Below are 16,201 nucleotides of genomic sequence, written 5' to 3' on the forward strand. Positions count from 1 at the left end.
AGCCGCTCCCGCCGGGCTCGCGTCCTGGCCGGCCCCGGGGCGGCGCGGCCGTCGTCGTCGTGGCGCGGGGTTCTCCCCGGGCGTCCCGGATGGGAGACTGGGGGCATGCTGGTTGCCTTCTCCGTCTCCCCGTCCGGTGGCTCCGACGCCACCGGCTCCGTGCACGACGCCGTCGCCGCCGCCGTCCGGGTGGTCCGCGACTCCGGACTGCCGCACGAGACCGACGCCATGTTCACCACGATCGAGGGCGAGTGGGACGAGGTCATGGACGTCGTCAAGCGCGCCACCGAGGCCGTCGGCGCCTACGGGCCCCGCGTGTCCCTCGTGCTCAAGGCCGACATCCGCCCCGGTCACACCGGTGAGCTGACCGGCAAGGTGGAGCGGCTCGAGGCCGCGATCCGGCGGCAGGCGATCGAGTCCTGACCCGCGCCACCACGGCCGCGCGGGTGCGCCCCGCGGGCGTCGCCGACGCCCCCGCGTGGTCCGCCCTGCACCTGCGCTGCCTCGACGAGACCTACCGCCCGCTCTTCGGCGACGCCTTCGCCGACCGCCAGCGCGACGCGGCCGACCGCACGGCCGGCTACGACCGCGACCTCCTCGCCGACCCGCGCGTGCGCACCCTCTGGGCGCTCGACGACGACGGGACCGCCCTCGGGCTGGTCTCCGCCGGACCGGCCCCCGCCGCGTGGGAGACCCGCGCCGGGGTGCCCGCCCCGGTGGTTCCCCGGCAGCTGTTCCAGCTCTACACCCTCGCCGCGACGCACGGCACCGGCCTGGGCGCCGCGCTGCTGGAGGCCGCCGTCGGCCCCGCGGACGCCTACCTGTGGATCATGGACGGCAACGACCGCGCCGAGCACTTCTACGCCAAGCACGGCTTCCGTGCCCTGGACGAGTCCTTCCCCGCCGGCGGGCCGTGGACCGGGCAGCGCATGCACCGGATGGTGCGGACGGGCCCGGCGTGAGCCGTGCGGCCCGCCGCGGGCGCCGGGCGCCGGAGCCCGCGGCCCCGGGCGGCCCCGCGGCCGGCAGCTACGAGATCTCCACCGGCACCGCCGAGCTGGTGCCCGACGAGTACGCCCCCGGCTCCTGGGTGCTGCACGTCAACGGGGTGCCCTCCTCCCACGTGGACCCGCAGCACCCCGAACGGCTGGACTTCGAGTACATGCGCTGGATCGCCGCGCTCGTCCACGCCCACGTCGGCGCGCACCTGGACCCCTCCGCGCTGCGGGTCCTGCACCTGGGCGGGGGCGCCTGCTCGATGGCCCGGTACCTCGCCCACGCCTATCCGGCGGCGCGGCAGGTCGTCGTGGAGCTCGACGGGCGGCTCGCCGAGCTGGTCCGGCAGTGGTTCGACCTCCCGCGCGCTCCGCGGCTGCGGATCCGGGTGGGGGAGGCCCGGGCCGTCACGGAGTCGCTGACCCCGGCCACCCGGGACGTGGTGGTCCGGGACGTGTTCGCCGGGTCCACGACCCCGGAACCGCTGACCACCGTGGAGTTCGCCCGGCACGTGGCGCGCGTGCTGGCCCCGGGCGGGCTGTACGTGCTCAACTGCGGGGACACCCGGGACCTCGCCGGGGCGCGGGCCGAGCTGGCCGCGCTGTCGGAGGTGTTCGAGCACGTGGGCGCCGTGGCCGACCCGGCGATGCTCAAGGGCCGCCGCTACGGCAACATCGTGCTGGCCGCCTCCGCCGTGCCGCTGCCCGGGGCGGGCTCGCCGGAGGCGGCCGCGCTCGGCCGGGAGCTGCTCGGCGGGGCGGTGCCCGCCCAGTACAAGGACGGGGCCTGGGCCCGCTCGTTCGTCGCCGGGACGCCCCCGCGCCGCGACGCCGCCCCGCCCCCGGCGCCGCGCGCTCCGTGACGTGCCCCGCCGCGGGCTCCGGGGGACGTGCAGGCGGCTGCCGGGTGGTGCTCAGCAGCGCGCCGCCGAAGCCGCTAAGGTTGCTTGGTAACCGACGAGGGTGCCCGAGGAGGTGGTGTCAGGTGCGCAACGAGCTCAAGGCCCTGCGGGCCGCCCGGACGCTGTCGCAGGGGCAGTTGGCCATCGCCGTGGGCGTCTCCCGGCAGACGATCTACGCGGTGGAGAACGGCCGGTCCGAGCCGTCCCTGTCCGTGGCCCTCGCCCTGGCGCGGTTCTTCGGCCGGGCGGTCGAGGAGGTCTTCCACGACGACGCCGGCCGCACCCCGCCCCGGACCTGACGAGCCGCGGCCGGCGCTGCCGGTGCCGGGCTCACCCGACGCGGGGCAGACCCCGGGCCGCGAGCTCGGCCGCCACGTCGCAGTGCCGGTCCCGGGTGAGCGGGTGCGGTCCCTCGGGGGACAGGTACTCGCGCTCGACCTGGCGGGTGACGCGGCTGTGGAGCACCTGCAGCTCCACCAGGGGAAGGCCCTCCAGGGTCTCCGGGAACTCCTCGGCAGGAGCGAGCGCGGTCCCGTCGGCGGGCGGGGCGTCCGCGGCGGCGAGCCCGGCCCGGCAGTGCGCCGGCTCGGCGTCACCGTCCAGGACGGCCACGGTCGGGGAGACGGGGGTGTCGGGAAGAGAGTGCACAGAAGCTTCTTTCGCTGGCTACGACAAGGTCGCGGCCGACTACTCGACGCACTTCCCCGATCGTAGTCGCGCCGCCCCCGGGGCGCCACCGCCGGCGCCGGGCGGGACCCGCCGCGCCGTCCGGGCTCAGACCACGCTCCCGCCCGCCGGGGACGGCGCGGGCCGGGGCCGGGGCGCCGGCGGCACGGACGGGTTGAAGTGCGTGCTCGTCGGCCCGTCGTTGGCCGCCGCCACCAGCTCGGCGGCGACGTCGCGCAGCTTGACGTTGCGGTGGTTCGAGGCCGCGGTCAGCAGGGCCACGGCGTCGTCCTGGGTGCAGCCCTGGCGGGCCATCACCAGCCCGATGGCCATGTCGATCGTGGTGCGCGAGGCCATCGCCGCGGCCAGGTCGGTCTGCGTCTCCCGGTGCCGGGCCAGGCGCAGGGCCAGGCGCAGGGCCCGGGAGGCCAGCTCGACCTCCCGCTCGACCGCCGCGGTGGTCCGGGCGTCGAACTGGCGCAGCGCCCCCGAGTAGACGTTCAGCGCCGCCCGGGCCCGGTCCTCCAGCTCGAAGGGCACCGCCAGGACGGAGCGGACCCCGTGCTCCGCGGCCGCCCGGCTGTAGGCCGGCCACTGCCGGTCGGTGCGGGTGTCGGCCAGCAGCACCACCCGGTGCCGGTCCGCCGCGCTCAGGCACGGACCGCCCTCGAAGGCGTACTGGACCTCGTCCAGGGCGGCGGCCCGCCGGTGGCTGGCCACCACCGTGGCCGCGGCGGCACCGCGCAGCAGGGTGATCGAGCACCACAGGTCGTCGGCGTCTCCCGCGAGGTGCCGCGCGGTGCTGCGCACGAACTGCTGGAGGAAGTCCGTCAGGTCCTCGGAGGCCAGCAGCAGGTCCTCCAGCTGCACCGAGCGTGCGCCTGCCGACGTCGAATCCACCATGGGTCAGGCCCGCCCGTTCCGTCCTGTGTGCGGACCCCCTCGCCGCAGTCGAGGCCGGCGCGTGCGCGTGCCGGCGGCTGAACTGTACCAGCAGCCCCTGGCGGGTGCGGGGGCGCGAGGCGCACGGTGCCACGGCTCTGGCGGCCGTCCCGTGGTCGCCGTGGACGGTCAGGAGGCCGCGCGGCGCTCCTCGGCCGAGGCCACGAACTCCCGGGCCAGCTCCACCAGCTCCGCGGTCCGCTCGATCTGCGGCATGTGCCCGGTGTCCGGGAACACGTGCAGACGGGCCCCGGGCAGGGCGGCGGCCGCGGCCTGGGCGTGGTGGGCGGGCAGCACGGCGTCGGCGTCGCCCCACAGCACGAGCACGGGCAGCCCGGAGGCGCGGATCTTCTCCAGCAGGGCCCGGCGCCAGCCGGGCAGCACACCCACCACCGGCAGCCCGATGCTGCGGTAGGTGCCCAGGAAGGTGGCCCGGAAGTCCGGCTGGGAGCCCACCTGCGCCGCGTGCCGGAGGAGCTCGGGCGTGGCCAGGGCCGGGTCGAAGAAGCAGTTCTGGTTCGAGCGCACCGCGGCGGCCTTGGCCAGCGGACGGAACCGGTGGCCGACCACGGGCAGGCGGGACAGCGCGGCCCAGACCATCGGCAGCGGGGAGACGTTGGCCTCCCGGCCGAACCCGGCGCTGTTGGCCAGCAGCAGGCTCGCCACCCGCTCCGGGTGCTCCGCGGCCACGGTCATGGCCACGGCCCCGCCCAGCGAGTTGCCCATCAGGTGCACCGGGCGCTCCTCGCCCACCGCGTCCAGCACCCCGACCACGGCCCGGGCGAACGCCCCGAGCCCCGGCTTCTCCGGGCCCGCGGGGCTCAGCCCGAAGCCGGGCAGATCGGTGCTCAGCACCCGGTGGTCCCGGGCGAGCAGCTCGTGGGCGGCCGACCAGTCCTCGAGGCTGCGCCCGATCCCGTGCAGCAGCACCACGGGCGGGGCCTGCTCCGGCCCGGACAGGCGGATGCGCACGGGCCGGCCGGCGACCTGCACCGTCGTCGTGGCCCCCGGTGCGCCGGCGGCGGACTGGGAGGTGTGCTGCTCGGTCATGCGTGGGTCTCCTGGGGTGCGGCCGCGGGGCGGGCGGCGGGACGGGGGATCAGCTCGAGGGTCCGGGACAGCGGCGTGCGCAGGGTGGTCGCCGAGTCCAGCAGGTAGTTCTGCCGCACCCGCCACGGGTGGCGGTCGCCCTGGCGGGGGAACGCGTCGATCGAGCGCCGGACGTAGCCGGAGCTGAGGTCCAGCAGCGGGTGCTCGGTCATGCCCGGGGCGGCCTTGGGCACCACGGCGGCGGCGTCGTGGCGCTGCAGGTGCTGGAGCACCTTGCAGACCAGGCGGTGCGTCAGGTCCGCCCGCAGCGTCCACGAGGCGTTGGTGTAGCCGATGCACAGCGCGAAGTTGGGCACGCCCGTGAGCATGGCGCCGTTCCAGACGAACTGCTCCGACAGCTCCACCGGGGCGCCGTCCACGGTCGGGGCGATCCCGCCGAAGGGCAGCAGCTTCAGCCCCGTGGCGGTGACCACCACGTCGGCCTCCAGGACCCGGCCGCTGCTCAGCCGGATCCCCTCGGGCACGAACGTGTCGATCGTGTCGGTGACCACGCCGGCCCGGCCCCGCCGCAGGGCCTTGAACAGGTCCGCGTTCGGCACGGCGCACAGCCGCTGGTCCCAGGGGTCGTAGGACGGGGTGAAGTGCTCGGCCACGAGCTCCTCCGAGCCGAGGATGCGCGCGGCCCGGGACGTGAAGTACTCCCGCGCCGCGGCCGGGCGGCGCCGGCAGAACTGGTAGACGGCCGTGCTGAACAGGATGTTCTTCGTCCGGATCAGCCGGTGGGCCGGCCCCGGGGGCAGGGCCCGGCGCAGGGCGTCGGCGCGCCGGTCCCGGCCGGGCACGGCGCTGATCCAGGTGGGGGAGCGCTGCAGCATCGTCACGCTCGCCGCGTCCGCGGCCATCGCCGGCACGAGGGTCACCGCCGTGGCGCCGCTGCCGATCACCACCACCCGCTGCCCGCTCCAGTCCAGCTCCTCGGGCCAGAACTGCGGGTGCACCACCCGGCCCCCGAACTCCTCGATCCCCGGCAGCACGGGGTCGTGCCCCCGCTCGTAGTCGTAGTACCCGGCGCAGGAGTACAGGAAGGAGCACGTCATCGTGCGCCGCCGCAGCCCGCCCTCGTCGTCGCGCTCCTCGAGGCCCAGCGTCCACCGGGCGTCCGCGGAGGACCAGTCGGCCGAGACCACCTTGGTGCGGTAGCGGATGTGCCGGTCGATGCCGAACTGCTCCGCCGTCTCGCGGATGTAGGCGAGGATCGACGGGCCGTCGGCGATGGACTGCGGGTCCCGCCAGGGCTTGAAGGAGTAGCCCAGGGTGAACATGTCGGAGTCGGAGCGGACGCCGGGGTAGCGGAACAGGTCCCAGGTCCCGCCCATCCCGTCGCGCGCCTCCAGGACCGCGTAGGAGAGGCCGGGGCACTCGGTCTGCAGGCGGTAGGCGGCGCCGATGCCGGACAGGCCCGCGCCGACGACCACGACGTCGCGGTGCTCCGCCCCGGCGGGGCCCTCGGGGGTGGGGAAAGTGGCTGACATGGGTCCAGGATCCCCCGCGGCGCCCGGCAGCACTTGACGCTGCACGACGATTGCTTGACTCTGGGCGACATGTCCGTCATCCGTTCCGCGGGGCTGCGCGGCTTCCGCGCCGCGGTGGCCGAGCTCGGGGGCGACGCCGAGGCGCTCGCCGACGCCGCCGGCCTGCCCCGGGCCGCCCTGGACACCGACGACCTCCTGGTCCCGGAGCGGGCCGTCGGGCGGGTGCTGGAGACCGCCGCCCGGGAGCTGGCGTGCCCCGACCTGGGGCTGCGGGTCGCCGCCCGCCAGGACCCGGGCGTGCTCGGCCCGCTGGCGCTCGCCGCCCGCCACTCCGAGACGGTGCGCGACGCCCTGGAGTGCGTGTCCCGCTACCTCTTCGTGCACGCACCCTCGCTCGAGCTCGCGCTGGTCGAGGACCCCTACGGCGCCCGCGGGGTGACGGCCGTGCGCTACGGCGGGCACGGCTCAGCCTCCCGGGCCGGGCGCGGCAGCCCGCAGGGCACCGACCTCGGGCTCGGACTGCTGCACCGGGCCCTCACCTCGCTGGTCGGCGGCCGCTACGGGCTGCGCACGGTCGACCTGGACCACCGCCCCGCCGCGCCGCTGCGGGTCTACGAGGAGTTCTTCGGCGTGCCGGTGCGCCCGGGCCGGCCCGAGGTCCTGCTGCGGATCCCCACGAGCACGCTCGCCCAGCCGCTGCACGGGGACGCCGGTGTGCGGCAGGTGGCGCTGGCCTTCCTCGACGCCCAGATCCCGGGGGCGGGCTCCGCGTGGGCGCCGCGGGTCCGCGGGGTGCTGGTGCAGCTGCTGGGCACCGCGGCCCCGGAGCTGGAGGCGGTGGCCCGCGTCCTGGACCTGCACCCCCGCACCCTCCAGCGCCGGCTGGCCGAGGAGGGCACCACCTTCGGCGCGGTCCTGGACGAGGCCCGGCGCAGCGCGGCCCTGCGCTGGCTCACCACCACCGAGGTCCCGCTGAGCCAGATCGCCGGACTGGTGGGCCTGTCCGAGTCCTCGGCGCTGACCCGGTGCGCCCGCCGCTGGTGGGGCGCCCCGCCGCGGGACGTGCGCCGCGGGGCGGCCCGCACCGGCTGAGCGTGTCGCGCCGCGTCAACTTCCTGTCGCCGCCGGTCAAGCCCGGCCGGGAGCGAGCGCCCCACACTGGACCCCGAGCCCGTCCCCCGGTCCCGTCCCTCGCCCCAGGAGCAGCCCGTGTCCCCCTCCGCACCCTTCCGTTTTCCCGACGCCACCGCGGTGCTCACCGGCGCCGCCGGCGGCATCGGCGAGCAGCTGGCCCACGGCCTCGCCGCCCGCGGCACCCATCTGGTGCTCCTCGACCGGGACGAGGCCGGGCTCGAGGGCGTCGCCGGAACGATCCGCCGACGGCACCCGGAGCTGCGGGTGCGCACCGTGGTGGCGGACCTGGCCGAGCTCTCCGCGCTGCCCGGCGTCGCCGAGCGGATCCTCGCCGAGCACCCGAGCATCGACCTGCTGGTGAACAACGCCGGCGTGGCCCTCGGCGGCACCTTCGATCAGGTCTCCGCCGAGGAGTTCGACTGGCTGATGGACATCAACTTCCGGGCCCCGGTGATCCTCACCCGCCGGCTGCTGCCCGCCCTGCTCGCCACCCCCGGCAGCCACCTGGTCAACCTCTCGAGCCTGTTCGGGCTCATCGCCCCGCCCGGGCAGGTGGCCTACTCCGCCAGCAAGTACGCCGTGCGCGGGTTCACGGAGGGCCTGCGCCACGAGCTGGCCGGGCGGGTGGGCGTGACCGTGGTCCACCCCGGCGGGGTGCGGACCCGGATCGCCGAGTCCGCCCGCACCCCGGCCGGCGTGCCGGCCGCGCAGGCCTCGGCCGGCCGCGAGAGCTTCGCCGCGCTGCTGAGCTATCCGGCCGAGCGGGCGGCCGCGGACATCCTGGAGGCGGTGGAGCGGCGCCGGGGCCGGCTGCTGGTGGCCCCCAGCGCGGTGCTGCCGGACCTGGTGGCCCGGCTGTTCCCGGGCACGTACTGGCCGGTGCTCCAGCGCGCCCGTCCGCTCCTGCAGCGCCTTTCCCGGCGGCGGCGCCGGGCCTAGGCTGGCCCCATGACCAGCACCCTGTCCTCCGTCGTCGTCGACTGCCGCGACCCCGCGGCCCTGGCCCGCTTCTGGTGCGCAGCCCTGGACTACGTGGTCCACGGCGAGGCCGAGGGCTACGTGGGGATCGCCCCCGCCGGGGGCCCGGGCCCGCACCTGGACTTCCTGCTCGTCCCGGAGCCGAGGACCGCCAAGAACCGGCTGCACCTCGACCTCCGCGCGGCGGACACCGACCAGGACAGGGAGGTGGCGCGCCTGGAGTCCCTCGGCGCGCGCCGGGTGGACGTGGGGCAGGGGCCCGAGGTGACGTGGGTGGTGCTGGCCGACCCGGAGGGCAACGAGTTCTGCGTGCTGGCCGACCTCGAGGACGCCTGAGCCGACCGGCTCAGGCGGGGCTGCCGTCCACGTAGAGCCACCGGCCGTCCTCGCGCACGAACCGGGAGCGCTCCCGCTGCCGGCCGCGCGCCCCGGAGCCGTCGCGCCAGTGGGCGCTGAACTCCACCCGGCCCTCGCTGTCAAAGGGCCCTCCGCCGTCGGCGGCGTGCACGTCGAGCCGGTACCAGCGCACGTCCGGGTCCAGCGCCACGGAGGCGGGACGCGTGCCGGGGTGCCAGGTGGCCAGCAGATAGGCCTCGTCCCCGGCGGCGAAGGCGCTGAACCGGGAGCGCATCAGCAGCTCGGCGGTGGGCGCGGTGCGGCCGCGGTGGAAGCGCCCGCAGCACGCGCCGTAGCTCTCCCCGGTGCCGCAGGGGCAGCGGGCGTCGTCGTCGATCATGCCCCCATCCTCCCCCCACCCCCGTGAGGTCGCAGCCCACGGCCGGCGAGAGCGGCCCGGTGGCCGTGGGCTGCGACCTCGCGGGGGCCGGAGGAGGCGGTCAGGCGAGCCAGCCCTCCACCACGCCCTTGCCGAAGAACACCACGAAGGCCGCGGCCACCACGTACATCAGCGCGTGGACCTCCCTGCCGCGGCCCTGCACCAGGCGGATGAAGACGTAGGAGACGAAGCCGGCCCCGATGCCGTCGGCGATCGAGTACGTGAAGGGCATCACGGCGAAGGTCAGGAAGGACGGCACGGCCAGGCCCCAGTCCTCCCACTCGATGCGCACCACCTGCTTGGCCATGAGGAAGCCGACCACGACCATGGCCGGGGCGACGGCCTCGAACGGCACCACGTTGACCAGGGGCGTGACGAACATCGCGAGCAGGAACAGCGCGCCGGTGACCACGTTGGCCAGGCCGGTGCGGGCGCCGTCGGCGATGCCGGTGGAGGACTCCACGAAGATCTGGTTGGAGGACACGGAGCCCGCGCCGCCCGCGATCGCGCCCGCGGCGTCCACGAGCAGGACCCGGTCCACGTTCTCGATCTGCCCGTTGCGGCCCACCAGTCCGGCCTGCTGGGAGAGCCCGACCATGGTGCCCATCGCGTCGAAGAAGATCGAGAGCAGGATCGTGAAGACCAGCAGCAGCGCCGCGAGGGCGCCCAGGCTCCGGAACGCCTCCAGCGGGGCGACCGCGCCCACGAGGGAGAGGTCCGGGAGGGCGACGAAGGAGGTCGGGGCCGAGGGCACCACGAGCGACCACCCGGTGGGGCTCTCCACCGAGGAGCCGGACGGGAAGACCGCCTCCAGCACGTGGGCGAGGACCGTGGTGAGGACCACGGCGATCAGGATCGCGCCGCGGACGTTGCGCACCATGAGGGCCACGGTCAGCAGCAGGCCGACGACGAAGGTGAGCATGGGCCAGCCCAGCAGCGTCCCGCCGTCGCCGAGCTGCACGGGCACGGTGGTGCCGGCGGCGTCCGGGATGCGGCGCACGAAGCCGGCGTTCACGAAGCCGATCAGGGCGATGAACAGCCCGATGCCCACGACGATCGCGGTCTTCAGCGACGGCGGCACGGCGTTGAACACCGCGGTGCGGAAGCCGGTGAGCACCAGGACGAACATGATCACGCCCGCCCACACGACCAGGCCCATCACCTGCGGCCAGGTGAGCTCGGGGGTGGTCACGATCGTCACCGCCAGGAACGCGTTCACCCCCAGGCCGGTGGCGATCGCGAACGGCGAGCGGGCCACGAGGCCCATCAGGATGGTCATGACGCCGGCGACGAGCGCCGTGACGGCCGCGACCCGCTCGGCGCCGAGGGTGTTCCCCGCCCCGTCCGGGCCGTAGCCGAGGATCAGCGGGTTGAGGACCACGATGTAGCTCATCGCGATGAACGTGGCCACGCCGCCGCGGACCTCGCCGGTCACGGAGGAACCGCGCTCGCTGATCCTGAAGAAGCGGTCCAGGCCGTTGCGCGGCGGACGGGAAGGGGTCTCCGTGGGAACGGAGGCGGAGGATGCCATGGCGGTCCTAAGGGCACTCGACGGGACAGGGCGGGCTCGACGGCGGCGGCCCCGGAGCGGCGCCCGGACCGCGTGCCACCGGGGGAACATTACCGGTCCCGCCCGGCGGTGTCGCGGTGAGCTCCCGGACATGAACGAGGCCGTCCGGCGCCGGGCGGAACAGGCGCCCGGCGGATCCCGTTGCACCGGACGGCGGTCGCACCGCGAGCGCCGCACCGGACCCCGCCCAGCACGGCGGAACACACGTCGGAACACACGTCGGAACAGGAGCGCAGCAGCCATGACCCAGCCCTCACGGATTCCTCCCACCTCCTCCGGCAACTACCGGGTGCTGCGCACCGTGCCCACCTACGCCGAGGCCCAGCAGATCGTCGACTCGCTCTCCGACGCGGGGTTCCCCGTCGAGCACGTGCGCGTGGTCGGCACCGGGCTGCGCTCGGTCGAGCAGGTCACGGGCCGGATGACCAACGGGAAGGCCGCGCTCTACGGCATGGCCTCCGGCGCGTGGCTCGGCCTGTTCGTGGGGCTGCTCCTCGGCCTGTTCACCGTGGGCGGCTGGCTGTCCGTGGTGCTGTGGGGCGTGGCGCTGGGCGCCGTCTGGGGCCTGGTCTTCGGTCTCGTGGGCCATGCGGCGACCGGCGGACGCCGCGACTTCCGCAGCGTCCAGGGTCTCGAGGCGGACGCCTACGACATCCTGGTGGACGCCGAGCACATCGACGAGGCCGCGGCGCGGCTGACCGGGGACCGGCCCACCGCTTGAGAGCGCCCGCGCCGCGTTGCACATTCCGGCTCCGGTGTCCAGCTCTGTGTCACGTCAGGTCGGTTCATGGCGGTTTGTGACGGCCGGCGTGACTGTCCGGGGGGAGCCGCGAACAATCGACGCCATGACACAGACGACGCGCGCGCCCCGTGCTGCCCGGAAGCCGAAGCCCGAGGGGCAGTGGAAGGTCGACGGCCGGGACCCCCTGAACCCGAACGAGGTCTTCAAGCAGGCCGACGACGGGCTCAACGTGCGCACCCGGATCGAGGAGGTCTACTCCCGGGAGGGCTTCGACTCGATCGACCCCCAGGACCTGCACGGGCGGTTCCGCTGGTGGGGGCTCTACACCCAGCGCCGGCCGGGGATCGACGGCGGCCGGACGGGGTCCCTGTCCGACGCCGAGATCGAGGACAAGTACTTCATGATGCGCGTCCGGCTCGACGGCGGGGCGCTGACCCGCGAGCAGCTGCGCGTGCTCGGACAGATCTCGGCGGACTTCGCCCGGGACTCGGCCGACATCACGGACCGGCAGAACATCCAGTACCACTGGATCCGCGTGGAGGACGTCCCGGAGATCTGGCGGCGGCTCGAGGACGCCGGCCTGGACACGGTCGAGGCCTGCGGTGACGTCCCGCGCGTGATCCTGGGCTCCCCGCTGGCCGGGATCGCCGCGGACGAGATCATCGACCCCACCCCGGTGATCGAGCGGATCAAGTCCACCTGGATCGGCTCCCCGGAGTTCTCCAACCTGCCGCGCAAGTACAAGACCGCGATCACCGGCCACCCGTCCCTGGACGTGGTGCACGAGATCAACGACTGCGCCCTCGTGGGCGTGGTCCACCCCGAGCTCGGTCCCGGCTACGACCTGTGGGTCGGCGGCGCGCTGTCCGTGGTGCCGTTCCTCGGCAAGCGCCTGGGCGCCTTCGTGACCGAGGAGCAGGCCCCGGAGGTCTGGAAGGGCGTCACGAGCATCTTCCGCGACTACGGCTACCGGCGGCTGCGCAACCGCGCCCGGCTGAAGTTCCTGGTCCAGGACTGGGGGCCCGAGAAGTTCCGGCAGGTGCTCCAGGACGAGTACCTCGGCTACGAGCTCGCGGACGGCCCCGCGCCGCAGAAGGCGGCCACGCCGGGCGACCACATCGGCGTGCACCGGCAGAAGGACGGCCGGTTCTACATCGGCGTGGCCCCGCGCGTGGGCCGCGTCTCCGGGGCGAAGCTGCTGGCCCTGGCCGACGTGATGGCCAAGTACGGCTCCGACCGGCTGCGCACCACCCCGCACCAGAAGCTCGTGGTCCTCGACATCGAGGAGGCCGACGTCGAGAGCGCCGTCGCCGACCTCGACGCCCTGGACCTGCAGGCGCGGCCCTCCGCGTTCCGCCGCTCCACGGTGGCGTGCACCGGCATCGAGTACTGCAAGCTGGCGATCGTCGAGACCAAGCGGACGGCCTCGGACACCATCGACGAGCTCGAGCGGCGGCTCGACGGCGTGGAGCTGCCCCACCCGATCTCGATGCACGTCAACGGCTGCCCCAACTCGTGCGCCCGGATCCAGACCGCGGACATCGGGCTCAAGGGCCAGCTGCTGCCCACCGAGGACGGCGGGCAGAAGCCCGGCTACCAGGTGCACCTGGGCGGCGGGCTCGCCGCCGACGACCGGGCCGAGGCCGGGCTGGGGCGGACCGTGCGCGGCCTGAAGGTGTTCCAGGACGACCTGGCCGACTACGTGGAGAAGCTGGTCCGGCGCTTCCTGGCCCAGCGCACCGAGAACGAGACCTTCGCCGAGTGGACCCACAGGGTCGAGGAGAGTGAACTCGCATGACCAGCATCGACACGGGGACCCGCCCCGCGCTGCGCGACGAGCAGCAGCTGCGCGAGCTCGCGGCGGCCGGCGCCGCCGCGCTGCACGCCGAGCTGGACGCCGAGGGCCGGGTGCCCGCCGCCGGCGAGGCGTCCACGGAGGAGGCGATCCGCTGGGTCGCGGAGAACTTCGACCTGCGCAACGTCACCGTGGCCTGCTCGATGGCCGACGCCGTGCTGCCGGCCCTCGTCGCCGAGCAGCTGCCCGGCGTGGACGTGCTCTTCCTGGAGACCGGCTACCACTTCCCGGAGACCATCGGCACCCGCGACGCCGTGGCGCACATGCTCGACATCAACGTGGTCGACGCCCTGCCGGAGCTCACCGTGGCCGAGCAGGACGAGAAGCACGGCAAGGACCTGTACGCCCGCGACCCCGGCCTGTGCTGCGCGATCCGCAAGGTGGCGCCGCTCAAGAAGTCCCTCGAGGGCTACGAGGTCTGGTTCACCGGCGTGCGCCGCGACGAGTCCTGGACCCGCACCAACGCGCCGATGGTGACCTTCGACGAGACGCACAAGCTCGTGAAGGTCAACCCGATGGTCCGCTGGACCCTCGACGAGCTGGTCCAGTGGTCCCAGGACCACGGGATCCCGACCAACCCGCTGATGGGGGAGGGCTACCTCTCCATCGGCTGCGCCCCCTGCACCCGGCCCACCGCCCCGGGCGAGGACCCGCGCGCGGGCCGCTGGTCCGGCCGGGACAAGATCGAGTGCGGGATCCACCTGTGAGCGCACCCACGACGACGGAGGCGAACGTGACCACCCCCAGCACCGCCCCGGCCCCCGCGGAGGCCGGCGTGCACAGCAGCCTCGACGCGCTCGAGGCCGAGTCCATCCACATCCTGCGCGAGGTCGTGGCCGAGTTCGACCGCCCCGCCATGCTCTTCTCCGGCGGGAAGGACTCGGTGGTCATGCTGCACCTGGCCGCCAAGGCCTTCTGGCCGGGCCGGATCCCCTTCCCCGTGCTGCACGTGGACACCGGGCACAACTTCCCCGAGGTCCTCGACTTCCGGGACCGCACCGTGGAGCGGCTGGGCATCCGCCTGGTCGTGGCGTCCGTGCAGGACTACATCGACGACGGCCGGCTGCTCGAGCGCGCCGACGGCACCCGCAACCCGCTGCAGACCGTTCCGCTGCTGGACGCCATCGCCGAGAACCGGTTCGACGCCGTGTTCGGCGGCGGCCGCCGCGACGAGGACAAGGCCCGGGCCAAGGAGCGGATCCTGTCCCTGCGCGACGAGTTCGGCCAGTGGGACCCGCGCAACCAGCGGCCCGAGCTGTGGAACCTCTACAACGGCCGGCACACCGCGGGCCAGCACGTGCGGGCGTTCCCCATCAGCAACTGGACCGAGCTGGACATCTGGCGCTACATCGAGCGGGAGAACATCGAGCTGCCGCCGATCTACTACGCCCACGAGCGCGAGGTGTTCCGCCGCGACGGGATGTGGATGGCCGTGGGCGAGTTCTCCGCCCCCTCCGCCGCCGAGCCGGTCGAGCGGCGCAGCGTGCGCTACCGCACCGTGGGCGACATGTCCTGCACCGGGGCGGTGCTCTCCGACGCGGGCACCGTGGCCGACGTGGTGGCCGAGGTCGCCGTGTCCACGCTGACCGAGCGCGGGGCCACCCGCGCCGACGACAGGATCTCCGAGGCCGCCATGGAGGACCGCAAGAAGGACGGGTACTTCTAGACATGACTTCCCCCAGCACCGTGACCCCGCAGGCCTCCGCCGCCGAGCAGGTCCCGACCATCGACCCCGGCTCGCTGTTCCGCTTCGCGACCGCCGGGTCCGTCGACGACGGCAAGTCCACCCTGGTGGGCCGGCTGCTGCACGACGCGAAGGCGATCCTCGCCGACCAGCTCGAGGCCGTGGGCCGCACCTCGGCCGAGCGCGGCTTCGGCGGCGGCACGGGCCGGCTCGACCTCGCCCTGCTGACCGACGGCCTGCGCGCCGAGCGGGAGCAGGGCATCACGATCGACGTGGCCTACCGCTACTTCGCCACCGACCGCCGCTCCTTCATCCTCGCCGACTGCCCCGGCCACGTGCAGTACACGAAGAACACGGTCACGGGCGCCTCGACGGCCGACGCCGTCGTGCTGCTCGTGGACGCCCGGCACGGGGTGGTCGAGCAGACCCGCCGGCACCTGGCCGTGGTCTCGCTGCTGCGCGTCCCGCACGTGGTGGTCGCGGTGAACAAGATCGACCTCGTCGACTACGACCGGGAGGTCTTCGACCGGGTCGCCGCCGACGCCACCGGCATCGCCGCCCGGCTGGGGATCGAGGACGTGCACGTGGTGCCCGTCTCCGCCCTCGAGGGCGACAACGTGGTGGAGCCCTCCGAGCGCACCCCCTGGTACACCGGGCGCCCGCTGCTGCGGGTGCTCGAGGAGCTGCCCACGGTGGACGAGTCCGGGCGCGGCACCGCCCGCCCCTTCCGCCTGCCCGTCCAGTACGTCATCCGCCCGCAGGGCGGCACGGCGCCCGGCGCGGACGCCGAGGCCCTGCGCGACTACCGCGGCTACGCCGGGCAGATCGCCTCCGGCACGATCGCGGTCGGCGACGAGGTCGTGGTCCTGCCCGCCGGGCGGCGCACCACGGTCACCGGCATCGACGTGGCCGGCACCGCCCCGGCCCCGGGCGCGCCGCTGCCCGGCGAACAGCTCCCGGAGGCCGCCGCCCCGCTGTCCGTGACCCTGCGGCTGGCCGACGACATCGACATCGCCCGCGGCGACCTCCTCGCGAGCGCCGACGACGAGCTGCCGGAGCCCACCCGGGACCTGGTCGCCTCGGTGGCCTGGCTCGGCGAGCGGCCCCTGCAGCCGCGCGCCCGCGTGCTCGTCAAGCACGGCGCCGCCACGGTCCAGGCCATGGTGCAGGACCTCGAGGGGCGCCTGGACCTCGAGGAGCTGGTGCTGCGGGACGCGGCGACCCTGGAGCTCAACGACATCGGGCGGGTCCGGCTGCGGCTGGCCTCCCCGCTGCCCGTCGACCCGTACGACCGGCTGCGGCGCACCGGCGCCTTCCTGCTCGTCGACCCCGCCACCGGCAACACGCTCGCCGCCGGGCTCGTCCGGGACGCCTGA

18 protein-coding genes are annotated in these 16,201 nt (G+C 74.8%); 12 read left to right on the forward strand and 6 right to left on the reverse strand.

Going from position 1 to position 16,201, the window contains the following annotated elements; translation table 11 throughout:
• Nucleotides 1-105: 105 nt before the first annotated feature.
• The 4 genes from GMA12_RS08860 (at nt 106) to GMA12_RS18270 (ending at nt 2,196) form a co-directional block, all read left to right on the forward strand.
• Nucleotides 106-423, forward strand: coding sequence for a thiamine-binding protein (locus GMA12_RS08860; protein ID WP_156269158.1), 318 nt, complete (start codon nt 106-108; stop codon nt 421-423).
• Between the two features lie 23 nt (nt 424-446).
• Nucleotides 447-962 (forward strand): GNAT family N-acetyltransferase, encoded by a 516-nt coding sequence (locus tag GMA12_RS08865; RefSeq protein ID WP_162459660.1) that lies wholly within the window; start codon nt 447-449, stop codon nt 960-962.
• Complete coding sequence (locus GMA12_RS08870) at nt 959-1,858, forward strand: spermidine synthase (RefSeq protein WP_162459661.1); 900 nt, start codon at nt 959-961, stop codon at nt 1,856-1,858. The genes GMA12_RS08865 and GMA12_RS08870 overlap by 4 nt, the downstream gene beginning before the upstream one ends.
• A gap of 122 nt (nt 1,859-1,980) precedes the next feature.
• Nucleotides 1,981-2,196, forward strand: coding sequence for a helix-turn-helix transcriptional regulator (locus tag GMA12_RS18270; RefSeq protein WP_162459662.1), 216 nt, complete (start codon nt 1,981-1,983; stop codon nt 2,194-2,196).
• Nucleotides 2,197-2,227: 31 nt separating this feature from the next.
• Here the strand turns inward: GMA12_RS18270 and GMA12_RS08880 are convergent, their stop codons facing one another.
• From GMA12_RS08880 to GMA12_RS08895, 4 genes are all read right to left on the reverse strand, one after another.
• Nucleotides 2,228-2,545: a hypothetical protein gene (locus GMA12_RS08880; protein ID WP_156269160.1), complete on the reverse strand. Its 318-nt coding sequence runs from the start codon at nt 2,543-2,545 to the stop codon at nt 2,228-2,230.
• Nucleotides 2,546-2,671: 126 nt separating this feature from the next.
• Nucleotides 2,672-3,433, reverse strand: coding sequence for an ANTAR domain-containing protein (locus tag GMA12_RS08885; RefSeq protein ID WP_370830919.1), 762 nt, complete (start codon nt 3,431-3,433; stop codon nt 2,672-2,674).
• Between the two features lie 201 nt (nt 3,434-3,634).
• Nucleotides 3,635-4,555: an alpha/beta fold hydrolase gene (locus GMA12_RS08890; protein ID WP_156269162.1), complete on the reverse strand. Its 921-nt coding sequence runs from the start codon at nt 4,553-4,555 to the stop codon at nt 3,635-3,637.
• Nucleotides 4,552-6,087 (reverse strand): flavin-containing monooxygenase, encoded by a 1,536-nt coding sequence (locus GMA12_RS08895; protein ID WP_156269163.1) that lies wholly within the window; start codon nt 6,085-6,087, stop codon nt 4,552-4,554. The genes GMA12_RS08890 and GMA12_RS08895 overlap by 4 nt, the downstream gene beginning before the upstream one ends.
• 69 nt (nt 6,088-6,156) lie before the next feature.
• Here GMA12_RS08895 and GMA12_RS08900 point away from each other — a divergent pair, with 69 nt between their 5' ends.
• The 3 genes from GMA12_RS08900 (at nt 6,157) to GMA12_RS08910 (ending at nt 8,535) form a co-directional block, all read left to right on the forward strand.
• Nucleotides 6,157-7,179: an AraC family transcriptional regulator gene (locus tag GMA12_RS08900; protein WP_156269164.1), complete on the forward strand. Its 1,023-nt coding sequence runs from the start codon at nt 6,157-6,159 to the stop codon at nt 7,177-7,179.
• Between the two features lie 117 nt (nt 7,180-7,296).
• Nucleotides 7,297-8,160 carry an SDR family NAD(P)-dependent oxidoreductase gene (locus GMA12_RS08905; protein WP_162459663.1) on the forward strand — a complete coding sequence of 288 codons (864 nt, stop codon included), beginning with the start codon at nt 7,297-7,299 and terminating at the stop codon, nt 8,158-8,160.
• 9 nt (nt 8,161-8,169) lie between these two features.
• Complete coding sequence (locus tag GMA12_RS08910; RefSeq protein WP_156269166.1) at nt 8,170-8,535, forward strand: VOC family protein; 366 nt, start codon at nt 8,170-8,172, stop codon at nt 8,533-8,535.
• A gap of 10 nt (nt 8,536-8,545) precedes the next feature.
• Here the strand turns inward: GMA12_RS08910 and GMA12_RS08915 are convergent, their stop codons facing one another.
• Entirely contained in the window at nt 8,546-8,935 is a 390-nt protein-coding gene (locus tag GMA12_RS08915; RefSeq protein WP_156269167.1) for a YchJ family protein, read from the reverse strand.
• A 100-nt stretch (nt 8,936-9,035) separates the two neighbouring features.
• Nucleotides 9,036-10,505: an NCS2 family permease gene (locus GMA12_RS08920; RefSeq protein ID WP_156269168.1), complete on the reverse strand. Its 1,470-nt coding sequence runs from the start codon at nt 10,503-10,505 to the stop codon at nt 9,036-9,038.
• A 280-nt stretch (nt 10,506-10,785) separates the two neighbouring features.
• Here GMA12_RS08920 and GMA12_RS08925 point away from each other — a divergent pair, with 280 nt between their 5' ends.
• The 5 genes from GMA12_RS08925 to GMA12_RS08945 all read left to right on the forward strand — a co-directional run bounded on the left by GMA12_RS08925 (nt 10,786) and on the right by GMA12_RS08945 (nt 16,201).
• A complete protein-coding gene (locus GMA12_RS08925; protein ID WP_156269169.1) occupies nt 10,786-11,265 on the forward strand; it encodes a YflT domain-containing protein in 480 nt (159 codons plus the stop codon).
• Between the two features lie 124 nt (nt 11,266-11,389).
• Nucleotides 11,390-13,084 (forward strand): nitrite/sulfite reductase, encoded by a 1,695-nt coding sequence (locus GMA12_RS08930; protein WP_170301039.1) that lies wholly within the window; start codon nt 11,390-11,392, stop codon nt 13,082-13,084.
• Entirely contained in the window at nt 13,081-13,848 is a 768-nt protein-coding gene (locus tag GMA12_RS08935; protein WP_156269170.1) for a phosphoadenylyl-sulfate reductase, read from the forward strand. Before GMA12_RS08930 ends, GMA12_RS08935 begins: the two co-directional genes overlap by 4 nt.
• Nucleotides 13,849-13,874: 26 nt before the next feature.
• The gene (gene cysD / locus GMA12_RS08940; RefSeq protein ID WP_162459664.1) at nt 13,875-14,807 is read left to right on the forward strand and encodes a sulfate adenylyltransferase subunit CysD; all 933 of its coding nucleotides are present in this window, start codon (nt 13,875-13,877) and stop codon (nt 14,805-14,807) included.
• 2 nt (nt 14,808-14,809) lie between these two features.
• Nucleotides 14,810-16,201: a sulfate adenylyltransferase subunit 1 gene (locus tag GMA12_RS08945; RefSeq protein ID WP_240898723.1), complete on the forward strand. Its 1,392-nt coding sequence runs from the start codon at nt 14,810-14,812 to the stop codon at nt 16,199-16,201.

It is taken from the genome of Kocuria sediminis, from assembly GCF_009735315.1.
Taxonomy (GTDB): Bacteria; Actinomycetota; Actinomycetes; order Actinomycetales; family Micrococcaceae; genus Kocuria; species Kocuria turfanensis.